Genomic DNA, 23,857 nt, shown 5'->3' with positions numbered 1-23,857 from the left:
CCCTTGTCCGCCGCGCGCGCCGGCGAGCTGCTGACCTCGGCGGACGCCGGACCCCGCCGGCCGGTCAACAGGACGAGCGGAAAGAGGTATTTCTCCCGTGGCGGGACGACAGGGCCGCCGGGACCCCGCGTCGCCCCACCCGCGACGGGTCCCGGGGAGCCGGCCGCGTACTCCCCCGGCGACCGGGGGGGTACGCGAGGGGGGGAGCGGAAGGCGCCGCCCGCGGGGCCCGTTCCGCGTGTCCGGGCACCGTGCCGTCGAGCGGGGCCGGAGGGACCGGCCCGAGGGCCCGGTTCGGCCGGCCCGCCCGCCCGGGGGCCGCCGTCGGGCCCGCCGACGCGCGCCGGGCCTGCCCGCGCCGCTCACTGGCTGTCCCGGGTCCTCAGGAACGCGACGGTGGCCGGGTCCGCCGGCAGGAAGGTCTCGATCGCCAGCTCCGCCACCGTGATGTCCATGGGGGTGTTGAAGGTCGCGATGGACGACACGAAGGACAGCACCGCGCCGGCGTGCTCGATCACCATCGGGAGCGCGAAACCGGGAACCGCGGCGGGCGCGGCCGGATCGTGGCCGCCGGCCGGCACGGGGTACGCGTCGACCTCCTCGTACAGCTCCCGCAGCGCGGCGGACCGGGTCAGCGCGAGCTGCCGTCGCATCTGTTCCAGCAGGTGGCCGCGCCACTGCGGCAGGTTGCGGATGCGCGGCGCGAGGCCCTCGGGGTGGAGCGCCAGGCGCATCGTGTTCACCGGCGGCGCGAGCAGGTGCCGCGCCACCCCCTGCGCCAGCATCGTGACGCCGCTGTTCGCCGCCACCATCGTGTACGTGCCGTCCACGACGACCGCCGGGTACGGCTCGTACCCGCGAAGCAGCCGCTCCAGGCCGTCGCGCAGCGCCGCCATGGCCGGGTCGTCCAGTGCGGTCTCGGTGAAGCGGGGCGCGTATCCCGCCGCGAGGAGCAGGGCGTTGCGCTCGCGCACCGGTACCTGCAGGTGCTCGGCGAGCCGCAGCACCATCTCCTCACTCGGCCGGGCGCGGCCCGTTTCGACGAAGCTGATGTGGCGCGCCGAGGAGTGGGCGCGCATGGCCAGTTCCAGCTGGCTGATCCGGCGCCTGCGACGCCAGTCGCGCAGCAGGCCCCCGACACCGGCGTCCTGGACGAGCGCGGTCATGTTCCCCCCCCGGGTCCCGCGGTCCTCCGGTGCTGCGGTGCGCGGCGGGTGCGGTGGCCGCCACGCGGCGCGTGGTGACGCGGTCTCACTCCGCGGCGTGCCCTGCGGCCGTCGCCTCGACCCTGCGGGCCAGTTCGATGTCCTTGCCCGTGACCGCGCCGCCCGCGTCGTGCGTATTCACGGTGAGCGAGACGGTGTTGTAGCCGAGGGTGAGTTGCGAGTGGTGGCCCAGCTCCTCCTGCAGTTGCGCGATGTGCACGACCATGGCGGTGGCCGCGAAGTGGGAGGTGAGCTTGTAGGTACGGGTGATGCCGCCGTCCGTCAGGGACCAGCCGGGCAGGTCCCGCAGCCGGTCCCGCACGGCGTCCGGCGCGAGTGCTTCCGCCGCCATGGCGGTCTCCCTTCGTACGTGGTCAGGACGTTCGTCACCCTACGCGCCGGGAACGCCCCGGGCCTGTCCGAAAGCGCGGGGCGCTCCGGGACAGGCCCGTACGGTCGAAGTGCCCGGCGCTCGCGGCCGGCGCCGCCGGCTCAGCCGGACTTCGCGGGGTGGCCGCCCAGGCGCCGGCCCTCGTCCAGGGCGGCGAAGGCGGCCAGGTCGTCGTCGTCCAGCTCGAAGCCGAAGACGTCGATGTTCTCGCGGATGCGCGAGGGCGTGACCGACTTCGGGATGACCACGTTGCCCAGCTGGAGGTGCCAGCGCAGCACGGCCTGGGCCGGGGTCCTGCCGTGCTTGTGGGCGATCGCGGCCACGGTCGGGACCTCCAGCAGGCCCTTGCCCTGGCCCAGCGGGGACCAGGCCTCGGTCACGATGCCGCGGCTCGCGTGCACCGCCCGCGACTCGGCCTGCTGGAACTGCGGGTGCAGTTCGATCTGGTTGACGGCGGGGACCACGGACGACTCGGCCGCCAGCACCTCCAGGTGCTCGGGCAGGAAGTTCGACACGCCGATGGCGCGGGCCCGGCCGTCCGCGAGGATCTTCTCGAACGCCTTGTACGTCTCGACGTAGCGGCCCTGGGCGGGTGCCGGCCAGTGGATCAGGTAGAGGTCGACGTAGTCGAGGCCGAGTCGCTCCAGCGAGGCGTCGAACGCCTTCAACGTGGTGTCGTGACCCTGCTCGGAGTTCCACAGCTTCGTGGTGACGAACAGCTCGTCACGGGCGATCCCGGAGGCCGCGATGGCCTTGCCCGTGCCCTCTTCGTTGCCGTAGATCGCGGCCGTGTCGATGCTGCGGTAGCCCGCCTCGATGGCGGTGCCGACCGCGGCGGCGGCCTCGTCGTCCGGGACCTGCCATACGCCGAAGCCGAGCTGCGGCATCTCGATGCCGTTGTTGAGTGTGAGGGAGGGGACCTTGCTGCTCACGCGGTGTCGATCCTTTTCGTCGGGGTCGTCCGGGTGCCGGGGTGCCCGGCACGCGAACGGGGGCAGGGTCCGCCTGCCCCGCGGTGCTGAACGATCACCACCCCCGTTGGAATTCCCCACCGCCGGTGGTGTGGCCGACGCCTCACCGGTAGAGCGCGTCGACCTCCGCGGTGTACGCGGCCTCGATCGCCTTCCGCTTCAGTTTGAGCGAGGGAGTGAGCATGCCGTGCTCCTCGCTGAAGGGATGCGCCAGGATCCGGAACGTACGGATCGACTCCGCCTGCGAGACGGCGGTGTTCGCGGCGACCACGGCCCGCCGGATCTCCGTCTCCAGGTCCGCGTCGCGTACCAGCTCCATGGGCCCGAGAGGCGGCTTGCCCTGTACGGACAGCCAGTGCTCGACGGACTCCTGGTCGAGGGTCACCAGGGCGGCGACGTACGGTCTGTCGTTGCCGACCACGATGCACTGGCCCACCAGCGGGTGGGCGCGCACCCGTTCCTCCAGGGCGGTGGGCGAGACGCTCTTGCCGCCGGAGGTGACCAGGATCTCCTTCTTGCGGCCGGTGATGGTGAGGTAGCCGTCGTCGTCGAGGGAGCCGAGGTCGCCGGTGGCGAGCCAGCCGTCATGCAGCGTCGCGTCGGTGTTCTTCTGGTCGCCCAGGTAGCCCGTGAAGATGTTCGGCCCCTTGAGCCAGACCTCGCTGTCGTGGGCGATGTGCACGGTCATGCCGGGGATGGGCACGCCGACTGTGCCGTAGCGGGTGCGTTCGGGCGGGTTGGCGGTGGCCGCGGCGCAGGACTCGGTGAGCCCGTAGCCCTCGTAGACGGTGACGCCGGCGCCCTCGAAGAACAGTCCGAGCCTGCGGTCCATCCCCGAGCCGCCCGACATCGCGTGCCGCACCCGCCCGCCCATCGCGGTGCGTACCTTGCCGTAGACGGCCTTGTCGAAGAACTGGTGCTGTATCCGCAGGGCCGGGGAAGGCCCGGGGCCCGTGCCGAACGCCTTGTTCTCGATGGCCTCCGCGTAGCGCACGGCCACGTCCACCGCCTTGTCGAACGGGCCCGCCTTCCCGCTGCGCTCGGCCTTGCGCCGCGCGGCGCCGTACACCTTCTCGAAGATGTACGGCACGGCCAGGATGAACGACGGCTGGAACGCGGCGAGGTCCGGCAGCAGGGCGCTCGCCCGCAGTTCCGGCTGGTGGCCGAGTTTGACTCCGCCGCGCACCGCCGCGATCTCCACCATGCGGCCGAAGACATGGCTGAGCGGGAGGAAGAGGAGGGTGGACGCCTGGTCGCCGGGCTTCGAGTGGAAGACGCCCTCGTAGCGCTCCACCATCGTGTCCGTCTCGTACATGAAGTTGCCGTGGGTGAGGACGCAGCCCTTCGGGCGGCCGGTGGTGCCCGAGGTGTAGATGATGGAGGCGCACGAATCCGGCGTCACCGCCCCGCGGTGGCGCTCCAGCACGTCGTCGCCGATGTGGGCGCCCGCGGTGCGCAGGTGGTCCATGGCGCCCTTGTCCAGTTGCCACATCTGTTTGAGTTCGGGCAGCCGGTCGATGACCGATCCGATCGTCATGGCGTGGTCCTCGTGCTCGACCAGGCAGGCGGTCGCCTCCGAGTCGTAGAGCATCCACAGCACCTGCTCGGCCGAGGACGTCGGGTACATCGGCACCGACTGGGCACCGATCGTCCACAGCGCGAAGTCGACGATGGTCCATTCGAAGCGGGTGCGGCACATGATCCCCACCCGGTCGCCGAAGCGCACGCCGTCGGCGAGCAGGCCCTTGGCGACGGCCGCCACCTCGTCGCGGAACTCCGCGGAGGTGACGTCGTGCCAGGTCCCGGCGTCGTCCTTGCGGCCGAGCGCGATGTGGCCCGGGTTGTCGCGGGCATGATCAAATATGGTGTCGGCGAGGCCGCCGGACGAAGCGGCAGCCACGAGGGGAGGAACGGTGAACTCGCGCAATGACTTGCTCCTTGTCGCGCTCCGCACAGCGCCGCGACGCTACCCCACCCCGGAACGGGAAAAGAGGCCCTCCGGGCGGCCGGAACGGGCGAAACCACCGCAGGTGCGCGGCCGAAAATCGCCCATTCCGGCAGTGCCCGGACAGACATCTGACTGAAGAGTAAGTACCGCGCGAGGGAATCTCCACCGAATCCGTACGCGTCGGTTACGACGGGACGACGGCCGTCTCCCTCTCCCGGGGAGCGGGCGTCGCGGTGCCCCGGTCACTGCGTACCCAGATCATCACCGCGATACCCGCGACCACCGCGAGCGCCCCCGCGATCATCATCGCGGTGTTCAGCCCTGACGCGAACGCCGAGCGCAGCGCCTCCCGCGGCACGATCCCGCGCAGCCCCGCCGCACCGCCGCCGGCCAGCGCCCGCGCCACGTCCGCCGGGTGCGCCGTCGATCCGTGCAGCGACGACGTCATGCGGGACGTCACCACCGTGCCGAACACCGCGATGCCCAGCGCGTAGCCGAGCTGGCGGAACGTGTTCAGCGCGCCGCCCGCCATGCCAGCCTCGCGCTGCGGGACCGACGCCAGCGCCGCCCCCGACAGCGCCGGCGAGACCAGGCCCACGCCGATGCCCGTCACCACGAGCCCGGCGGTCAGAGTCAGCCACGAGGAGTCCGCGCCCAGCACCGCCTGCGCGAACTCGCCCGCGCCCACCAGCACCGTGCCGATCCCGACCGGGTAGCGCGCGGGCACCCCGTGCAGCAGCCGCCCGGTGATCGCCGACACCAGGAACGAGGACGCCGCCAGCGGCAGCAGCGCGAGACCGCCCGTGATCGGGCTCATCCCGAGCAGCGTCTGCAGCCACACCGAGACGTACGCGAGGATCGTGAACGACGACGCGCTGAAGACCAGCGCCGTCCCCATCACCGTCACGAAGGACGCCCTGCGAAACAGCGCCAGGTCCATCAGCGGCTGCGCCACCCGCCGCTCCACCAGGACGAACGCCACCAGCGCGAGCAGCGCGACCGCGCCCGTGATGCCCGTCGCCGCCGACACCCAGCCGTCAGCACCCGCACGCACCGCCCCGTACGTCACCGCCGCCGCGAACAGCGCGAAGCACGCCGTACCGGCCCAGTCGACGCGCCGGGCCGGATCCCGCTCGACCTCGCGCACCACGCGCAGGGTCAGCCAGATCGCGACGACGCTCACCGGCAGGTTGATGAAGAAGATCCACCGCCAGCCGAGCCCCTGCGTCAGGATCCCGCCCAGTACCGGGCCGATCGCCGCCGCGGCGCCGTTGACGGCGCCCCAGACGCCCAGCGCGATCGACCTGTCCTTGCCCTGGTACGCGGCGGCCAGCAGCGACAGGGTCGTCGCGAACATCGCCGCCGCGCCCAGTCCCTGCACCGCGCGCAGCGCGATCAGCTCCGGCGCGCTCGTCGACAGGCCGCAGCCCAGCGACGCCAGCGCGAACAGTGTCATGCCCGCCGCGTATATGCGCCGGCCGCCCACGACGTCGGCCGCCGCACCCGCGGCCAGCAGCAGCGCCGCCAGCACCAGGGCGTAGATGTCCATCACCCACTGGAGGTCGCTCAGCGACGCCCCCAGCCCGCCGGCCATCGCGGGCAGCGCCACGACGACGATCGACACGTCCACCAGCAGCATGAACGTGCCGAGACAGACCGCGACCAGCGGCCCCCACTTACCCATGGATCTCTCCGTACTCTCGCTCGGTCAACGGCAGGTCCCGTCGGCCCTACGATCGGTACCGGGGGGCGGCTTCCGGTGGTTTGTGGCGTCCTCGCGCAGATACTCGACATCCAGGGGCTGAGCAGTGGCGGAAACCCACACCTTCGACACGCTGGACTTCCGGCTGCTGCACGCGCTGCAGATCGACGGCCGCGCCTCCTTCAGCAGGATCGCCGCCGTCCTCGGCGTCTCCGACCAGACGATCGCCCGCCGCTTCCGGCGCCTCAGCTCCGCCATGGAGCTGCGGATCGTGGGCGTGCGCGACGCGGAACTCCTCGGCCAGGACAGCTGGATGCTCTGCCTCCGGGTCAAGCCCGACGCGGCCGAAGCCGTCGCCCGTGCCCTGGCGCGGCGCCCCGACACCAGCTGGATCGGGCTCACCTCGGCGGGTACCGAGATCGTCTGCACGACGTCGTTCTCCAGTGCGGGGGAACACGAGGAACTGATCCTCGGCAAGCTGCCGCGCACGCCGAGCATCACGGACATCCGCGCGCACCAGCTGCTGCACCGGTTTTTCCGCGGCCCCAACAGCTGGTTCGGCAAGGACACCGCGCCGGACGCGGAGCTGGTCGCGGAGCTGACCCCCGAGTGGGCGGCCGCGGGGGAGCCGGCGCAGCCGCTCACCCGGGACTCGCTCGACGCGGCGGGCGAGGCGCTCCTGCGGACGCTGGAGCGGGACGGCCGCGCGCCGCACGCCGAACTCGCCAGGGTCTGCGGGCTCTCCGAGTCCGCGGTCCGCCGCAGGCTCGACCACCTGCTGCGCTCCGGCGGCGTCTACATCGACACGGAGTTCTCCACCGACGCCATCGGCTACACCACCCACGCCATCCTGTGGGTGACCGCCGAACCCCGCTCCCTCGACACGGTCGGACGGGCCCTGGCCAGGCAGCCGGAGGTCGCCGCCGTGTTCGCCACGACGGGCGAGAGCAACCTGACGGCCGTCGCCATCTGCCGGGGCGCCGCGGAGCTCTACCGCTATCTGAACGGGGCCGTCGGCCGGCTCGACGGCGTCCAGCGCGTCGAGGTCTCACCGGTGCTGCGCCGAATCAAGCAACTGGTCTACGAGGACGGCGGGCGCCGCCGCCCCGGCGGCTGAGCCGGGCCTTCGTCCCGCGCGGCCCGACGCGTGAGCGCGGGACATCGCCACGCGTACACCGCGGGTGAGCGCACACAGGTCAGCACCGGGCGCCGCTCGGGCGCGTACCGCCGCCGGGATCCGGGACTCAGATGCCGTCCGCCGCGCGGTGCAGCCGGTCGCCGCCCGTCAGGATCGCCTTGGCCAGCGCGTCCGCCGCGTCCCGCGCGGGGGACGGGCGGGCGTCCCGCGGCCGCAGCAGGACGAAGTCGACGTCACCCAGATCCGGCAGAGCGGCCCGGGCGGACACCGGGACCAGCCCCGGCGGGATCAGCCCGCGCGTGTGCGCCATCACGCCGAGCCCGGCGCGCGCCGCGGCGATCAGAGCGCTCAGGCTCGAACTCGTACACGCGGCGCGCCAGGGGCGGCCCTCCCGCTCCAGGGCCTGGAGCGCCCGCGCCCGGGTGATGCCGGGCGCGGGAAAGAGGATCAGCGGCACCGGACGGTCCGGGTCGACGCGTACCCGGGGCGCGCCGATCCAGGCCAGTGCCGAACGCCAGACCAGGTCGCCGTGCGTGTCGCCGGTCCGCCGCTTGGCCAGCACCAGATCGAGCCGGCCGCCGGCCAGCCGCTCGTGCAGGATCCCGGACAGCTCGACGGTCAGCTCCAGGTCGACCTCCGGGTTGTCGGCGCGGAAGGCCTCCAGGATCTCCGGCAGCCGCGTCAGGACGAAGTCCTCCGAGACGCCGACCCGGAGGCGGCCGCGCAGCCGGGCCCCGGTGAAGTACGCCGACGCCCGCTCGTGCGCCGCGAGGATCGTGCCGGCGAAGCCGAGCATCGCCTCGCCGTCCTCCGTCAGCTCGACGCTGTGCGTGTCACGGGTGAACAGCTGCCGGCCCGTCGCGTCCTCCAGACGCCGCACGTGCTGGCTCACGGTGGACTGGCGCAGGCCCAGACGCCGGGCCGCCTGGGTGAAACTCAGCGTCTGGGCGACGGTCAGGAACGTGCGCAGCTGAACGGGGTCGTACACAAGGACCAGGTTAGACGGCCTCCCGCCCGGCCATCACGTCTCGTGATGGCAGTCAGAGCGGTGCACCGGATTCCCGATCATGGCCCTGGAGCGGATCATGGGGAGGCGCGCCCTGTACCGAGAGTGGAGCACATGAACCGCAGCACGCTGAAGATGCCGTCCTGGCTGCCGATCGACCCGTACATCCTGGCGCTCATCGGGACGGTGGCCGTGGCGGCGCTCCTCCCGGCCTCCGGCGGCGCCGCCCACGTCGCGAGCGGGGTCTCCACGGGGGCGGTGGCGCTCCTGTTCTTCCTGTACGGGGCGCGGCTGTCGACCCGCGAGGCGCTCGACGGCTTCAAGAACTGGCGACTCCACCTCACCGTGCTCGGCTGCACCTTCGTCGCGTTCCCGCTGCTCGGCCTGGCGGCCAGATTCCTCGTGCCGTTCCTTTTGACGCCGCAGCTCTACAACGGCCTGCTGTTCCTGTGCCTCGTGCCGTCGACCATCCAGTCCTCCATCGCCTTCACCTCCATCGCCCGGGGCAACGTCCCCGCCGCGATCGTCGCCGGGTCCTTCTCCAGCCTCGCCGGCATCGTCATCACGCCCCTGCTCGCGGCCGGACTGCTCGGCGGCGGCTCGGTCGGCTTCTCCACGGACTCGCTGATCCAGATCCTGCTCCAGCTCCTCGCCCCCTTCGTCGCGGGCCAGTTGGTGCGGCGCTGGATCTCCGGGTTCATGGGCCGGCACAAGAAGGTGCTGAAGTTCGTCGACCGGGGCTCCATCCTGCTGGTCGTCTACACCGCGTTCAGCGAGGGCATGGTCGCCGGCATCTGGCACCAGGTGACGGTCGTACGCCTGCTGGAGCTGCTGGCCGTCGAGGCGGTCATCCTCGCCGTGATGCTCGCCTTCACCTGGCAGGGCGCCCGGCGCCTCGGCTTCGGCAGGGACGACCGGATCGCGATCCAGTTCGCCGGGTCGAAGAAGAGCCTGACCTCGGGGCTGCCGATGGCGAGCGTGCTCTTCGGGCCGCAGGCGAGCCTCGCCGTGCTGCCGCTGATGCTCTTCCACCAGATGCAGCTCATGGTGTGCGCCGTGATCGCGAAGCGCCGCTCGCGGGACGCCGAAGCACGGGAGCCGGAGCAGCACACCCTGGTGGTCGGCGGGTCCGCGCGGGCCGCGACCGAGCCGGAGACGTCACGGGCGGGGGGCTGAGGCGGCCGACGTACGCGGGAAGCGGACGGTGGGTGACCCCGGTGCGTCGCGCTCCGCCCGGGGCCGTTCCGCGCTGCGTGCCGGCGGGTCCTTTGGGATGATGTACCGGTGTGCCAGCCTGGGGGGAGAGCGAGCACGGGAGGAAACATGGCCGGTCAGTTCGAGGCCACCGTTGACATCGACCGCCCCGTCGAGGAGGTCTTCGCCTTCCTCGCGGACGGGGAGAACGATCCCAAGTTCAGTCCGCGCGTCGTCGAGATGCAGCGGACCACGCCGGGGCCCACCGAGGTGGGCACGGTCTATGCGAGCACGGTCAAGGACGCGGGGATGACCACCCGCCGCGTCTTCCGTATCAGCGAGTTCGACCCGCCGCGCCGGATCCGGTGGACGGAGACCTCCAAGAACCTCGTGACGGCCCCGGAGGGCGGTTACGACCTGGAAGCCGCCGCGGACGGCACGACGCACCTGCGCCTCCACAACAGCCTGGAGGGCCACGGCGTCGGCAAGCTCCTCGCCGGAATCGCGCTGAGCGCCGCCCGTAAGGACGCCGACGCCTTCGCGCACCGCATCAAGGACGCCGTCGAGGCGGGCTGAGCGAAGGCGGCCCCGCCGGGACGAGCCCCTCCGCCGGGACAAGCCCTTCCGCCGGGACGACCGCCTCCGTCGGGACGACCGGGCGCACGGACGGGAGGTCCGTGGGTCCGGTTCGTCGTGGTTCACGCCGGGCTCTCCGGGTGTGGACGCGCTCGCGTCGAGGCGCGGGCGTACGTCCCGCCGGTGTGCACGTACCGGCCGGCGGTGTGGCATCAGCGGCGGGCCGCGGGCCGGGGCTGCGGCCTGAAGGGGACGGCCTGAAGAGGCACGGACCGGCCCGGCCGGCGCAGGGGGCGCTCCCCGCCGGCCGGGCCTCATCCCGTGACGCGAGGCGCGTCACACCCCGGTGTGCAGGGCGATCCGTTCGTCGCCCGCGTACACGTTCATGGAGGCGCCGCGCAGGAATCCCACCAGCGTCAGGCCCGCCTCCGCGGCCAGGTCCACGGCGAGCGACGACGGCGCCGAGACCGCCGCGAGCACCGGGATGCCCGCCATGACGGCCTTCTGCGCCAGTTCGAACGACGCGCGCCCCGACACCAGCAGGATCGCCCGCGACAGCGGCAGCAGATCCTGGCGCAGGGCCCGCCCGACGAGCTTGTCCACGGCGTTGTGCCGGCCGACGTCCTCCCGTACGTCCAGCAGTTCGCCGGACTCCGAGAAGAGCGCCGCCGCGTGCAGACCACCGGTCTTGTCGAAGACCTGCTGTGCCGCGCGCAACCGGTCGGGGAGGACGGTGAGCAGTTCCGGCTCGACGAGGACCGGGGGAGTATCGGCGATCTTGAAGCGAGCGGTCGTGCGGACGGCGTCCAGACTGGCCTTGCCGCACAGTCCGCAGGACGACGTCGTGTAGACGTTCCGCTCCAGCGTGATGTCCGGGACCGGGACCCCGGGGGCGAGCCGCACGTCGACGACGTTGTACGTGTTCTGTCCGTCGTCCTTGGCGCCCGCGCAGTAGACGATGGACTGCACGTCCGCCGCCGAGGCCAGCACGCCCTCGCTCACCAGGAAGCCCGCGGCCAGCGCGAAGTCGTCGCCGGGCGTGCGCATGGTGATGGCGAGCGCCTTGCCGTTCAGCCGGATTTCCAGCGGCTCCTCCGCCACCAGGGTGTCGGGGCGCGCGCTGACCGCGCCGTCCCGGATGCGTATCGTCCGCCGCCGTTCGGTGACCCGTCCCATGTGATCAGTCCTACTCGTATCCGTCCCGCGCCGCCAGAGTTCTGTCAGCGCCGCCGTACCCGGGGACAACCGCGCCGGCCCCGGTGGGGGACCCGCTCGGCTGCGGGAGCGCGGCCCGCGAACGCGGGGTCCCGCCCTCGCGTCGCCCCGTACGCACGGCGTGAGGTCGCACCTCACCCCACAGTAGGCGCAGTCGGCCGCCTTCTCCGTCCGCTTCCCCGTCCGCGCGGGCCCCTCGCCCCCGTGTCGCCGGCCGGGGAGGGCGCGCCCGTCGTCGCGGGTTTCTGGAACGATGGCCGACGGTCCGCCCCATTGCATACAGTATTCGCCGGGTGGTCTCCCGGCGGAACCCTGTGGACCGGATTCGTGACGGCTTTCTCTCGTACGCGGTGGCGGCCGTCGGCCATCGATCGGGGTGGATCCTCGGATCAGGCGGCGGTGGGGAGCGCCGTACCGCGGGCGAGCAGATCGGAGATGGCGGCGACCGTACGCAGCGTCGGCACCGCGACCCCTCTCACCCCGGCGAGTTCCACCACGGCGGCGAGCAGCACGTCGAGTTCGAGCGGCTTTCCCTTCTCCAGGTCCTGCAGGGTGGAGGTGCGGTGGTCGCCGACGCGTTCCGCCCCCGCGAGCCGGCGTTCGACGGAGATGTCGGGGCGGCAGCCCAGCGACTCCGCGACCGCCAGCGTCTCGGTCATCATCAGTTCGATGACCCCGCGCGTGGAGCTGTGCCGGCACATCTCCCGCATGGTCGCGCGGGTCAGGGCGCTGATCGGGTTGAAGGAGATGTTGCCGAGGAGCTTGATCCAGATATCGTCACGCAACTCGCGCTCGACCGGGCACTTGAGCCCGCCCGCCCGCATGGCGTCGCTGAAGTCGAGGCAGCGCCGTGACGTCGTCCGGTCCGGTTCGCCGATCGAGAACCTCGTTCCCTCCAGGTGCCGCACGACGCCGGGCGCCGCGAGTTCCGTCGCGGCGTAGACGACGCACCCGACGGCGCGCTCCGGTGGGAGGACGGCGCTGACCGCGCCCCGGGGGTCGACACTCTCGATCCGCAGGCCGTCGTGCGGACCGCCGTGCCCGTGGAAGTACCACCAGGGGATGCCGTTCTGGGCGGCGACCACCGCCGTCGAGTCCTTGAGCAACGGCGTGACCAGCGGCCCGCACGCCGCGTAGGAGTTCGCCTTCAGCCCGAGGAACACATGGTCGACGGGGCCCACGTCCGCGGGCGTGTCGGTGGCGTGGACGTGCGCGGTGAAGTCACCGCGCGGGCTGAGCACGCGCACTCCGTGCTGCCTCATGGCCGCGAGGTGCGGTCCACGGGCGATCAGATGGACGTCGGCACCGGCTCTGTCGAGCGCGGCTCCGACGTAGGCGCCGATGGCTCCGGCGCCCACAATGGCGACTTTCACGTGGGGCTCTCCATTCGGTGAGGGAGACCGAGGGAAGCGTCACTCCGAGTCCACGTCGACAAAGCGTCGACGATATATTGTCTACAGTATGGACTTGACCTCGACAAGCCTCCGGGAAGACCCGATCCGTCCCCGCGCCCGTTGTTTGCGCGCTGTTGACCGCGGAAGGGTCCGCCGGGCCGGCCGCGCGCCGCGCGTGCCCGCGGGGCCGCCGTGACCGGGGCGTGGCGGCACCGTCCCCGGAACGTCATGAACACGCCGTGGAAAAGATCTTCCCAATTCCCGTTCCGCTTCTTAGAGTTCGCTGCCATGAAACCCCCCATCGCGCCGGCGGGCTGGAGCCGATGGCTGGTGCCGCCCGCGGCACTGGCCGTGCACCTCTCCATCGGCCAGGCCTATGCCTGGAGCGTGTTCAAGCCGCCACTCGAATCCGCGCTCAACCTCTCGGGAACGCAGAGCGCGCTCCCGTTCCAACTCGGCATCGTGATGCTCGGCCTCTCCGCCGCCTTCGGCGGAACGCTCGTGGAGCGCAAGGGCCCGCGCTGGGCGATGACCGTCGCCCTGATCTTCTTCTCCTCCGGGTTCCTGCTGTCCGCCCTCGGCGCGGAGACCCGGCAGTACTGGCTGATCGTCTTCGGCTACGGATTCGTCGGCGGCATCGGCCTCGGCATCGGCTACATCTCGCCGGTCTCGACGCTCATCAAGTGGTTCCCCGACCGGCCCGGGACCGCCACGGGCATCGCCATCATGGGCTTCGGCGGCGGCGCCCTCATCGCGTCCCCCTGGTCCCAGGCGATGCTGGACCACTTCGGCAGCGACAGCGGCGGCATCGCCGCGGCCTTCCTCGTGCACGGCCTGGTCTACGCGCTGTTCATGTCGCTCGGCGTGTTCCTCATCCGGGTCCCGCGCCCGAAGCCCGGCGCGCCGACCGTCGCGGGCGCGGAGCCCGGCACGGTCGTGCTCATCGGGTCCGTCCAGGTGTCGGCCAAGTCGGCCCTGAGGACGCCGCAGTTCTGGTGTCTGTGGATCGTGCTGTGCATGAACGTCACGGCCGGCATCGGCATCCTGGAGCGGGCCGCGCCGATGATCACCGACTTCTTCGCGAACACCTCGGCCGCCGTGTCCGCGTCCGCGGCCGCCGGATTCGTGGCGCTCCTGTCGGCCGCCAACATGGCCGGCCGGATCGGCTGGTCGTCGCTGTCCGACGTGATCGGCAGGAAGAACATCTACCGGATGTACCTGGTGGTCGGCATCGCCATGTACCTGGTGATCTTCCTGGCCGGGGACTCGGCCAAACCGCTGTTCGTCGTGTGCGCGATGGTGATCCTGTCGTTCTACGGCGGCGGGTTCGCGACGCTCCCCGCCTACCTCAAGGACCTCTTCGGCACCTACCAGGTCGGTGCCATCCACGGCCGTCTGCTGACCGCCTGGTCCGTCGCGGGCGTCCTCGGGCCGCTCATCGTGAACCGGGTCGCGGACGCTCAGGCGGACACCGGCAAGTCCGGGCCGCAGCTGTACGGCCTCTCCTTCGTCATCATGATCTGCCTGCTCGTCGTCGGCCTCGTCGCCAACGAGTTCGTCCGGCCGGTGCATCCGCGCCACCACATCGCGACACACAAGGGGGAGTCCGATGACCACGTCACCGCGGAACCCGGAGTCTGAGGCCGGGCCGAGGCGCGGCGGACTGATCGCTCTCGCCTACGTGTGGGTGGGCGCGCCCCTCGCGTACGGATTGTACGAACTCGTACTCAAAGCCAAACAGCTGTTCACGGGTTGATCCCGGTTGTGCCAAGGATGATGCGGTCTCTCCAAGCGGCGAGGAGGAATCCTGTCGATTCACCTGTCTTCGTACTGGTGAGTCGCTGACGAGACTGGAAGATCCAGCCTCGACAGCTAAGGGGGTCCCGCGTGACAGGCACGCGTATCGCCGCGCTCGGGCACTATCAGCCCGCCAAGATGCTCACCAACGACGACCTGGCGGGCATGGTCGACACCAGCGACGAGTGGATCACCAGTCGTGTCGGCATCAAGACCCGGGCCATCGCGGGGCCCGACGAACCCGTGGACGAGCTGGCCGCACACGCCGGCGCCAAGGCGCTGGCGGCGGCCGGCCTCGTCCCGGCGGACATCGACCTGGTCCTCGTCGCCACGTCCACCGCTGTCGACAGGTCGCCGAACATGGCGGCCCGAGTGGCGGCCCGGCTCTCCATGGCGTCGCCGGCCGTCCTCGACATCAACGTCGTGTGTGCGGGCTTCACCCACGCGCTCGCCATGGCCGACCACACCGTCCGGGCGGGGGCGGCGTCCCGCGCCCTGGTGATCGGCGCCGACGAGATGACGGCCATCGCCGACTGGACGGACCGCTCCACCTGCGTCCTGATGGGCGACGGCGCGGGCGCGGCCGTGGTGGAGGCCGTCGCTCCCGGCGAGAGCCCCGGCATCGGCCCGGTCCTGTGGGGGTCCGTCCCCGAGATGAGCACCGCCGTACGGATCGAGGGCGTGCCGTCCCGGTTCGCCCAGGACGGCCAGTCCGTCTACCGGTGGGCCGTCACCGAACTGCCGCCCATTGCCCGCCGGGTGTGCGAGCGCGCCGGTGTCGCGCCGGAGGAACTGGGCGCGGTCGTCCTGCACCAGGCGAACCTGCGGATCATCGAGCCGGTCGCCCGGAAGATCGGCGCGGTCAACGCGGTCATCGCGCGGGACGTCGTCGAATCCGGCAACACCTCCGCCGCCTCGATCCCGATGGCGCTGTCCAAACTCGTCGCCAAGGGCGAGGTGGCCTCGGGTGCGCCGGCCCTGCTGTTCGGCTTCGGCGGCAACCTGTCGTACGCGGGCCAGGTGATCCGCTGCCCGTGACGCTCCGGCCAGTCAGTAGACTGTAGACGATAGCCAATCTGTCACGGTCGGCCGGAGAGGGAGATCCCATGTTGTCCGCAGGACTGCCGCACGGCACGGTACCGAAGCTGGAGCGGCCGGGGCCGCTGCGCGAGCGGGTGTACGAGGCACTGCTCGAACTCATCACCACCCGTGCCCTGACCCCGGGTCAGCACCTCGTGGAGAGCGAGCTCGCCGGCCACCTCGGCGTGTCGCGGCAGCCCGTACGCGAGGCGCTCCAGCGGCTGAACACCGAGGGATGGGTCGATCTGCGCCCCGCGCAGGGCGCGTTCGTCCACGAGCCGACCGAGGACGAGGCCGATCAGCTCCTCTCCGTCCGCACGCTGCTGGAGGCCGAGGCGGCCCGGCTCGCGGCGGCCGACTCCGACCCGGCCGGGATCGCGGACCTGGAGAGGCTGTGCGCGCAGGGGGAGCGGGCGGTGAAGGACGACGACGTCGAGCTGGCCGTCACGACCAACGCGGCCTTCCACGCGCGGGTGATGGCGATGGCGAGCAACGTCGTCCTCGCCGAACTGGCCGGGCAGGTGGACCGCAGGGTCCGCTGGTACTACACGCCGGTCGCCCGGCAGCGCGGCAAGCAGTCGTGGATCGAGCACCGCGAGCTGATCGACGCGATCGCGTCCGGCGACGAGAGTGCCGCCGCGGCCGTGATGCGCGCCCACACCGAGCACACCCGGTCGACGTACCACCACCGCGACCACGACTGACCCCGTCCGCCGGTCGGTCCGCCCCGCCGGACCGGATCGTGCCGGCGCCGGGCGGCACCACGGGTCTGGCAGCCGCCGCCGGCTGTTTCGGGGCCGTCCGTCCGGGTGCGCGGACTTCCGCGTGCGCGGAGCGCCCGGGGTGTGTGGCGCGGCCACGTGTGCCGGCCGTCCGGGTGCCCGGACTTCCGCGTGCGCGGAGCGCCCGGGTATGCGGCACGCCCGCGCTGGCTGACCGCCCGCCCGCCCGTGCTGACCGCCCGCCCGTGCTGACCGCCCGCCCGTGCCGAACGGCCGCCCGTGCCGAACGCCCGCCCGTGCCGAACGGCCGCGTGTGCCGAACGGCCGCGTGAGCTGACCCTCGTGGTGCGCCGAACTCCCGTGCGCTGCCCGGGAACGGGCGTTCCGCGCCGCCGGGCGCGTCCCGGCCGCCCCTCGCTTTGTCTTCACTGTGGAGAAAGTTGCTACTGATTTACGCGCAACTTCTTCCCCCTGCGGGCAACCGCTGCTACGTTCCACTCGAAAGCACCCGAAGCGACGGGTCATACGGCCGACATGGCGGGGAGGGGCGCGTGAGACGGATGACGGCACGACCCGCGAACGCCCATCAGGCGCGACTGCTCAGGCTGTTGCGGGACGGTGGGCCCAACTCACGCGCACAACTGGGCGATCAGGTCGACCTGTCCCGTTCCAAGCTGGCGGTCGAGGTCGACCGGCTGCTGGAGACCGGCCTTGTCGTCGCCGACGGCCTCGCCGCCTCCCGCGGCGGCCGGCGGTCGCACAACATCCGGCTCACGCCGGGCCTCCGCTTCCTCGGGGTCGACATCGGCGCCACGTCCGTCGACGTCGCCGTCACCAACGCCGAACTGGAGGTACTCGGCCACCTCAACCATCCGATGGACGTCCGGGAGGGCCCGGTCGCCGTCTTCGAGCAGGTGCTCGCGATGGCGGCCAAGCTCAGGGAATCCGGCCTCGCGGACGGGTTCGACGGTGCGGGTATCGGCGTGCCGGGCCCGGTCCGCTTCCCCGAGGGCGTGCCGGTCGCGCCGCCGATCATGCCGGGCTGGGACGGGTTCCCCGTCCGCGAGGCCCTCAGCCAGGAACTCGGCTGCCCGGTCATGGTCGACAACGACGTGAACCTGATGGCTATGGGGGAGCAGCACGCGGGTGTCGCCCGCTCCGTGGACGACTTCCTCTGCGTCAAGATCGGTACGGGCATCGGCTGCGGGATCGTCGTCGGCGGTGAGGTCTACCGCGGGACGACGGGCAGCGCGGGCGACATCGGCCACATCCAGGTGGAGCCCGAGGGCCGGGCCTGCGCGTGCGGCAACAAGGGCTGCCTGGAGGCGCACTTCAGCGGGGCGGCGCTCGCCCGCGACGCCGAGGAGGCGGCCCGCACCGGCGCCTCCCCCGAACTGGCCGCCCGGCTGGCCGCCGGGGGCGCGCTGAGCGCCGTCGACGTGGCCGCCGCCGCGGCTGCCGGTGACCCGACCGCGCTCGACCTGATCCGCGAGGGCGGCAACCGCGTCGGCCAGGTCATCGCCGGGCTCGTCAGTTTCTTCAACCCGGGCCTCGTGGTGATCGGCGGCGGTGTGACCGGCCTCGGGCACACCCTGCTCGCCTCGATCCGTACTCAGGTCTACCGGCAGTCCCTGCCGCTGGCCACCGGAAATCTCCCCATCGTCCTGGGCGAGTTGGGCCAGAACGCCGGAGTCACCGGCGCGGCCCGGCTGATCAGCGACCACCTGTTCTCGCCGGCGTGAGCCCGCGGCCGCCCTCCCGGCGGCCCGGACACACCGACGGACCGGAGCACGGGCCGGACGCCGTGTCCCGCGGCACCGGCGCGACACCGCGTACGACGCCACCCGAGTCCCACCGCACCGTGTGATCTCCACCGGCACGACCGGCACCACGTACGACGGGCGCGACCCCGCACCACGTACCACCGGCATCGCCCGCGCCACGGCAGCACGCGCACCACCGGCACCACCGTACGACCGGCGTCATCCGGCGCCGCTCGCCGCACCACTGCCGCACCACCGAGCCGCCGCTCCCGACTGCCCGGTCACGTACTGAACGAGCGCATTCCGTACCAGCCCTGTCCGTACCGGTCCGCCTGTGCGGGCACCGTGCGTACGGGCAGGGTCCTCACGGTCTCGACCGCACCGCCGCACCGCCGCTTCGGGCCTTGCGCACACGACGCTTCACCGCACGCGCGCGGCACACGCGACACCGGCTCACCGGGCACGACCCGCAGGACGCACACCCCGTCACACCCGTATCGACACCGCCGGCCGCACCGCGGCCGTCCCGCGGCTCCGACCCGACCGCATCTGCCGAGGGGACATGCCATGGCGCCAGCGCCACCCGACCCAGCTCTGCTCACGATGTCCGGTATCACCAAGACCTTCCCCGGTGTCCGCGCCCTGGACGGTGTGGAACTCTCCGTCCTCCCGGGCGAGGTCCACTGCCTCCTCGGCCAGAACGGCGCCGGGAAATCCACCCTGATCAAGGTCCTGGCCGGGGCCCACCAGCCGGACGACGGTGTGATCACCTGGCAGGGCGAGCAGGTCACCCTCAAGTCGCCGACCGCGGCCATGCGCCTCGGCATCGCGACCATCTACCAGGAACTCGACCTGGTCGAGGGCCTGTCGGTGGCCGAGAACGTCTTCCTCGGCCATGAACCCACCACCGCCGGCTTCGTGGTCAGGGGACGCGAGGCCCGGCGCCGGGCCACCGCCCTGCTGAAGCGGCTCGGCCATCCGGAGATCCCGCCGGGCCGGCCGGTGGGCGACCTGTCGGCGGCGCAGCGTCAGATCGTCTCCATGGCCCGCGCGCTCTCCCACGACGTCCGGCTGATCGTCATGGACGAGCCGTCCGCCGCGCTCGACCCCGACGAGGTCGACAACCTCTTCCGGGTCGTGGCGACCCTCGTGGCGGACGGCGTCGCCGTCGTGTACATCTCCCACCGCCTGGAGGAGATCCGGCGCATCGGCGACCGTGTCACCGTCCTCAAGGACGGCAGGACCGTCGCCGTGGGCCTGCCCGCCAAGCGGACGCCCACCGCCGAGGTCGTCACCCTGATGACCGGCCGCGCCGTGGAGAACACCTTCCCCGACCGGCCGACGGCCGCCCGGCCGGTCCACGCCGAGCCGCTGCTGCGGGTCGAAGGCCTCAGCAGGCAGGGCGAGTTCGCACCGCTGGATCTCGAACTGCGGACCGGGGAGATCGTGGGGCTGGCCGGTCTGGTCGGCTCGGGACGCTCGGAGATCCTGGAGACGGTCTACGGGGCGCGCAGACCCACCACGGGCCGCGTCCTCGTGGACGGGAAGCCGCTGCGCCCCGGGAGTGTGCGCTCCGCCGTGCGCGCCGGGCTCGGCCTCGCGCCCGAGGAGCGCAAGGCACAGGGCCTGCTGATGCTCGAATCCGTCACCGGCAACGTGACGGTGTCGACGCTGTCCCGCTTCTCGCGGGGCGGCTGGCTCGACCGGTCCGCCGAACGCGCCGCGGCACACACCGCCACCAGGGAACTGTCCCTGCGCCCCGACAATCCCGACGCGGCGGTGCGCACCCTTTCCGGGGGCAACCAGCAAAAGGCGGTCCTCGCCCGCTGGCTGCTGCGCGGCTGCCGCGTCCTGCTGCTCGACGAACCGACCCGTGGCGTGGACGTCGGCGCGCGTGCCGAGCTCTACGCCGTGATCCGCCGGCTGGCCGACGAGGGCCTCGCCGTTCTGCTCGTCTCCAGCGAGGTGCCGGAAGTGCTGGGTCTCGCGGACCGGGTGCTGGTGCTGCGCGAGGGCCGCGTCGTGCACCGGGCGCCGGCCGGAGAGCTGGACGAGCACCGCGTACTCGACCTTGTGATGGAAGGGAGCCCGACGCCATGACACAGCCTGCCTCCGAGGCACAGCAGGGCGGGGCCGACGCCGTACCCGCCACCGATCCGCCGCCCGCGCGGGTGGCCACCGCACCACGGCCGCCCGGCAGGGGTGGCGGCGCGGGGGGCGGTCCGCGGGCGCTCGGCCTGCGCTTCGACGCGCGCAGCCTGTCCCTGCTCGGTGTGCTCGCCGCGCTCGTCGTGGTCGGCGGCATCACCAAGCCGGACGAGTTCCTCGCCGTCAGCAACCTCCAACTCGTCCTCACGCAGGCATCGGTGATCGGAGTGGTGACCGTCGGTGCCACCTTCGTCATCACCAGCGGGGGCATCGACCTGTCCGTCGGCGCGATCGTCGCGCTCTCGTCGGTCTGGGCGACCACCGTCGCCACCCAGAGCTACGGCTTCGCCGGGATCGCCTTCACCGCCCTGCTGGTGGGACTCGGCTGCGGCCTCGTCAACGGTGTGCTCATCGCGTACGGCCGGATGGTGCCGTTCATCGCCACCCTGGCGATGCTCGCCTCCGCACGCGGCCTCGCCCTCCAGCTGACCGACGGCAAGACCCAGGTGGTGAACGTCCAGTCCGTACTGGACCTCGGCTCCCGGGACTCCTACGTGCTCGGCGTCCCGCCGCTCGTGCTGGTCTTCGCGGGCGTCACCGTCGTGGGGTGGCTGGTCCTGAACCGGACCACCTTCGGGCGGCGCAGCGTCGCGGTCGGCGGGAACCCCGAGGCGGCGCGGCTCGCCGGCCTCGACGTGCGCAGGCAGCGGCTCTACCTCTACCTGCTGTCCGGGCTGTGCTGCGGCATCGCGGCCTTCCTGCTGGTCGTGCTCTCCGGATCGGGCCAGAACACCAACGGCAACCTGTACGAACTCGACTCGATCGCCGCGGCCATCATCGGCGGCACCCTGCTCAGCGGGGGACGCGGCACCATCGTCGGCTCCGTCCTCGGGGTGCTGGTGTTCACCACCATCACCAACATCTTCGCCCTGAACAACCTCCAGACGGACGTGCAGCAGATCGCCAAGGGTGTGATCATCGTCGCCGCCGTACTGGTCCAGCGCAGGAGCGCGCGCCCAGGCGAGGCATGACGGCCCGTCCCCGGCACCGCGGGCCCCGCAGCGCACCTCCGCGTACGGCACGCACCCGTAGCGCACCGCTGCCTGCCGCACGCCCCCGTATCCGCATCTCCCGCCCTACCGCGACACCACCGCACCGCAGTACACCCGCCGACCCCCACACCCGCCGTTCCCCTATCCGAAAGGCCATTACCCTCATGTCTGAGACGAGCCGCAGAGGACTGCTGTTCGGCACCGCAGCGATCGGCGCGGGTGCCCTCCTCACCGCATGCACCAGCAACGAGCCCGAGGCGAAGGCGTCGACGACGGCGAAGCAGCCCGCCGCCGACGACAAGCCCGGCAAGCACGTCACCATCGGATTCGCCGGGCCGCAGGCCGACCACGGCTGGCTCAACGCCATCAACGTGCAGGCCAAGCAGCGCGCGCAGTCCTACTCCGACGTCACCTTCGTGCCGACGGAGGGCTCCAACGACACGGCCGTGCAGATCGGCCAGATCGACACACTGATCAACAAGAAGGTCGACGTCCTCGTGGTCCTGCCGGGCGACGGCAAGGCGCTCACCCAGGCGGGTCTGAAGGCGATGCGCGCCGGCATCCCGGTGATCAACCTGGACCGCGTCTTCGACACCCCGCAGGCGTACCGGTGCTGGATCGGCGGCGACAACTACGGCATGGGCCTCAACGCCGGCCACTACATCGGCGAGAAGCTGAAGGGCAAGCCGGACGCCAAGGTCATCGAGCTGGCCGGCATCGACAACCTGGAACTGACCAGGCAGCGCACCCAGGGGTTCGACGACGCGCTGAAGACGTACCCCAACATCAGGAAGGTGGCCCGCCAGGCGGCCGACTTCACCGTCGAGTCCGGGCAGGCCAAGATGGCCCAGCTGCTGCAGGCGCAGAAGCAGTTCGACGCGGTGTGGAACCACGACGACGACCAGGGCGTGGGCGCCCTGCGGGCCATCGACCAGGCGGGCCGTGACGGCTTCTTGATGGTGGGCGGCGCCGGCGCCAAGTCGGCCATGGACCACATCAAGGCGGACGACGGCGTCCTGAAGGCGACGGTCCTCTACCCGCCGAGCATGGCGGCCTCCGCCATCGACCTGGCGAGGGCGCTCGGCCAGGCGAAGGGCATCAGCGGCATCTCCGAGGCGGAGATCCCCACGCAGGTCGCGGTCTTCTCGGCCGTCGTCGACAAGACCAACATTGACCAGTACCTGCCCACCGGCTTCAACTGACCCGCACAGGCGGGTGGGACGTACCCGCCGGGACTGCTGTACCACCGCTGACCGATACAGACGAGGAGTGTCCCCTATGGCCCGCACACGAGCACCGGAGTCACAGGCCGGTGCGCCGCCGACACTGGGCGTCGGCATGGTCGGATACGCGTTCATGGGCGCCGCCCACTCCCAGGGGTGGCGCACCGCGGGCCATGTGTTCGACCTGCCGCTGCGGCCCCGGCTCGCCGCGGTGTGCGGCCGGGACGAGGCCGCCGTGCGCGACGCGGCGGCGCGGCTCGGCTGGGCGGCGGTGGAGACCGACTGGCGCGCGCTGATCGCCCGTGACGACGTCCAGTTGGTGGACGTGTGTACACCGGGGGACAGCCACGCCGAGATCGCGATCGCGGCGCTGGAGGCGGGCAAGCACGTGCTGTGCGAGAAGCCGCTCGCCAACTCGGTGGCCGAGGCTGAGGAGATGACCAGGGCCGCCGAAGAGGCACGTGCGCGCGGTCAGTTGGCGATGGTCGGCTTCAACTACCGCAGGGTGCCCGCGGTGGCGTACGCCCGGACCCTGATCGGGCAGGGCAGGCTCGGCCTGCTGCGGCACGTGCGGGTCACCTATCTCCAGGACTGGCTGGTCGACCCGGACTTCCCGCTGACCTGGCGGCTCAGCCGCGAGTACGCGGGCTCCGGCGCCCTCGGCGACCTCGGAGCCCACATCGTCGACCTGGTGCAGTACCTGGCGGGCGAGCCGATCGCGGGCGTCTCCGCACTGTCGGAGACCTTCGTCAAGGAGCGTCCCGTGCTCAGCGGGGCCTCCTCGGGACTGACCGGGGGCGGGGGCGCCACCCTGGGACCGGTGACCGTCGACGACGCGGCGGTGTTCACGGGCCGGCTGGCCTCGGGGGCACTGGCCTCCTTCGAGGCCACCCGGTTCGCGGCCGGCCGCAAGAACGCGCTGAAGCTGGAGATCAACGGCTCCGCCGGGTCGCTCGCCTTCGACCTGGAGCGGCTCAACGAGCTGTCCTTCCACGACCACACAGAGCCGGCCACCACCGCGGGCTTCCGCCGCATCCTCGTCACCGAGCCGCAGCACCCGTACCTGGAGGCCTGGTGGCCACCGGGGCACGCCCTCGGCTACGAGCACACGTTCATCCACCAGGTGCGCGACCTGGTGGAGGCCGTCGCGAACGGGACCGACCCGGCCCCGTCGTTCGCCGACGGCCTCCAGGTCCAGCGCGTGCTCGCGGCCGTCGAGCGGAGCGCCGCGAACAACGCGCTCTACACGCCCGTACCGGCCCCGCCCGCGCCCGCGCCCGCCGCGCCCGTCGGCGCGGCCGTGGCCGCCACGACCGGCCAAGCCTAGGAGGA

At 72.0% G+C, this 23,857-nt stretch carries 20 protein-coding genes; 12 read left to right on the top strand and 8 right to left on the bottom strand.

Translation table 11 applies throughout. The features are described 5' to 3' along the window. Positions 1–362: 362 nt before the first annotated feature. The 5 genes from OG310_RS05430 to OG310_RS05410 form a co-directional block, all read right to left on the bottom strand. Positions 363–1,166 carry a helix-turn-helix domain-containing protein gene (locus tag OG310_RS05430; protein ID WP_329454725.1) on the bottom strand — a complete coding sequence of 268 codons (804 nt, stop codon included), beginning with the start codon at positions 1,164–1,166 and terminating at the stop codon, positions 363–365. 85 nt (positions 1,167–1,251) lie between these two features. Then, positions 1,252–1,557, bottom strand: coding sequence for a 4a-hydroxytetrahydrobiopterin dehydratase (locus OG310_RS05425; RefSeq protein ID WP_329454724.1), 306 nt, complete (start codon positions 1,555–1,557; stop codon positions 1,252–1,254). A 140-nt stretch (positions 1,558–1,697) separates the two neighbouring features. Continuing rightward, entirely contained in the window at positions 1,698–2,483 is a 786-nt protein-coding gene (locus tag OG310_RS05420) for an aldo/keto reductase (RefSeq protein ID WP_329460035.1), read from the bottom strand. Between the two features lie 187 nt (positions 2,484–2,670). Then, positions 2,671–4,494 (bottom strand): AMP-dependent synthetase/ligase, encoded by a 1,824-nt coding sequence (locus OG310_RS05415; protein WP_329454723.1) that lies wholly within the window; start codon positions 4,492–4,494, stop codon positions 2,671–2,673. A 205-nt stretch (positions 4,495–4,699) separates the two neighbouring features. After that, on the bottom strand, positions 4,700–6,199 hold the full coding sequence (locus tag OG310_RS05410) for an MFS transporter (RefSeq protein WP_329454722.1): 1,500 nt from the start codon (positions 6,197–6,199) through the stop codon (positions 4,700–4,702). Positions 6,200–6,323: 124 nt separating this feature from the next. Between OG310_RS05410 and OG310_RS05405 the strand changes: the two genes are divergently transcribed. Continuing rightward, entirely contained in the window at positions 6,324–7,334 is a 1,011-nt protein-coding gene (locus OG310_RS05405) for an Lrp/AsnC family transcriptional regulator (RefSeq protein WP_329454721.1), read from the top strand. A gap of 127 nt (positions 7,335–7,461) precedes the next feature. On the opposite strand, the gene OG310_RS05400 is transcribed toward OG310_RS05405, so the two are convergent. Next, on the bottom strand, positions 7,462–8,352 hold the full coding sequence (locus OG310_RS05400) for a LysR substrate-binding domain-containing protein (RefSeq protein ID WP_329460034.1): 891 nt from the start codon (positions 8,350–8,352) through the stop codon (positions 7,462–7,464). Between the two features lie 123 nt (positions 8,353–8,475). On the opposite strand from OG310_RS05400, the gene OG310_RS05395 reads away from it, so the two are divergent. Next, on the top strand, positions 8,476–9,537 hold the full coding sequence (locus OG310_RS05395; RefSeq protein ID WP_329454720.1) for a bile acid:sodium symporter family protein: 1,062 nt from the start codon (positions 8,476–8,478) through the stop codon (positions 9,535–9,537). Between the two features lie 147 nt (positions 9,538–9,684). After that, positions 9,685–10,131, top strand: a complete 447-nt coding sequence (locus OG310_RS05390; RefSeq protein ID WP_329454719.1) for an SRPBCC family protein — start codon at positions 9,685–9,687, stop codon at positions 10,129–10,131. Between the two features lie 336 nt (positions 10,132–10,467). Here OG310_RS05390 and fdhD read toward each other — a convergent pair whose 3' ends face one another. Beyond that, a complete protein-coding gene (fdhD, locus tag OG310_RS05385; protein WP_329454718.1) occupies positions 10,468–11,307 on the bottom strand; it encodes a formate dehydrogenase accessory sulfurtransferase FdhD in 840 nt (279 codons plus the stop codon). 428 nt (positions 11,308–11,735) lie between these two features. Further along, positions 11,736–12,719, bottom strand: a complete 984-nt coding sequence (locus OG310_RS05380; protein WP_329454717.1) for a 2-dehydropantoate 2-reductase — start codon at positions 12,717–12,719, stop codon at positions 11,736–11,738. Between the two features lie 309 nt (positions 12,720–13,028). On the opposite strand from OG310_RS05380, the gene OG310_RS05375 reads away from it, so the two are divergent. The 9 genes from OG310_RS05375 to OG310_RS05340 all read left to right on the top strand — a co-directional run bounded on the left by OG310_RS05375 (position 13,029) and on the right by OG310_RS05340 (position 23,852). Beyond that, positions 13,029–14,381 (top strand): OFA family MFS transporter, encoded by a 1,353-nt coding sequence (locus OG310_RS05375; protein WP_329454716.1) that lies wholly within the window; start codon positions 13,029–13,031, stop codon positions 14,379–14,381. After that, a complete protein-coding gene (locus OG310_RS38495; protein ID WP_443078559.1) occupies positions 14,350–14,496 on the top strand; it encodes an MFS transporter small subunit in 147 nt (48 codons plus the stop codon). The genes OG310_RS05375 and OG310_RS38495 overlap by 32 nt, the downstream gene beginning before the upstream one ends. 131 nt (positions 14,497–14,627) lie before the next feature. Further along, on the top strand, positions 14,628–15,575 hold the full coding sequence (locus OG310_RS05370) for a beta-ketoacyl-ACP synthase 3 (RefSeq protein WP_329454715.1): 948 nt from the start codon (positions 14,628–14,630) through the stop codon (positions 15,573–15,575). Between the two features lie 68 nt (positions 15,576–15,643). Continuing rightward, the gene (locus OG310_RS05365) at positions 15,644–16,321 is read left to right on the top strand and encodes a GntR family transcriptional regulator (protein ID WP_329454714.1); all 678 of its coding nucleotides are present in this window, start codon (positions 15,644–15,646) and stop codon (positions 16,319–16,321) included. A 578-nt stretch (positions 16,322–16,899) separates the two neighbouring features. Further along, the gene (locus OG310_RS05360) at positions 16,900–18,081 is read left to right on the top strand and encodes an ROK family transcriptional regulator (RefSeq protein WP_329454713.1); all 1,182 of its coding nucleotides are present in this window, start codon (positions 16,900–16,902) and stop codon (positions 18,079–18,081) included. A gap of 588 nt (positions 18,082–18,669) precedes the next feature. Then, positions 18,670–20,202: a sugar ABC transporter ATP-binding protein gene (locus OG310_RS05355; RefSeq protein ID WP_329454712.1), complete on the top strand. Its 1,533-nt coding sequence runs from the start codon at positions 18,670–18,672 to the stop codon at positions 20,200–20,202. After that, entirely contained in the window at positions 20,199–21,281 is a 1,083-nt protein-coding gene (locus OG310_RS05350) for an ABC transporter permease (RefSeq protein WP_329454711.1), read from the top strand. The genes OG310_RS05355 and OG310_RS05350 overlap by 4 nt, the downstream gene beginning before the upstream one ends. A 185-nt stretch (positions 21,282–21,466) precedes the next feature. Then, positions 21,467–22,504, top strand: a complete 1,038-nt coding sequence (locus tag OG310_RS05345) for a substrate-binding domain-containing protein (RefSeq protein WP_329454710.1) — start codon at positions 21,467–21,469, stop codon at positions 22,502–22,504. Positions 22,505–22,580: 76 nt separating this feature from the next. After that, positions 22,581–23,852, top strand: a complete 1,272-nt coding sequence (locus OG310_RS05340) for a Gfo/Idh/MocA family protein (RefSeq protein ID WP_329454709.1) — start codon at positions 22,581–22,583, stop codon at positions 23,850–23,852. The last annotated feature ends 5 nt before the right edge of the window (positions 23,853–23,857 follow it).

This window comes from Streptomyces sp. NBC_01497, from assembly GCF_036250695.1.
Classification (GTDB): domain Bacteria; phylum Actinomycetota; class Actinomycetes; order Streptomycetales; family Streptomycetaceae; genus Streptomyces.
The sequence above is the reverse complement of the archived record's forward strand: the minus strand, read 5'-3'. Positions and strand labels throughout refer to the sequence as shown.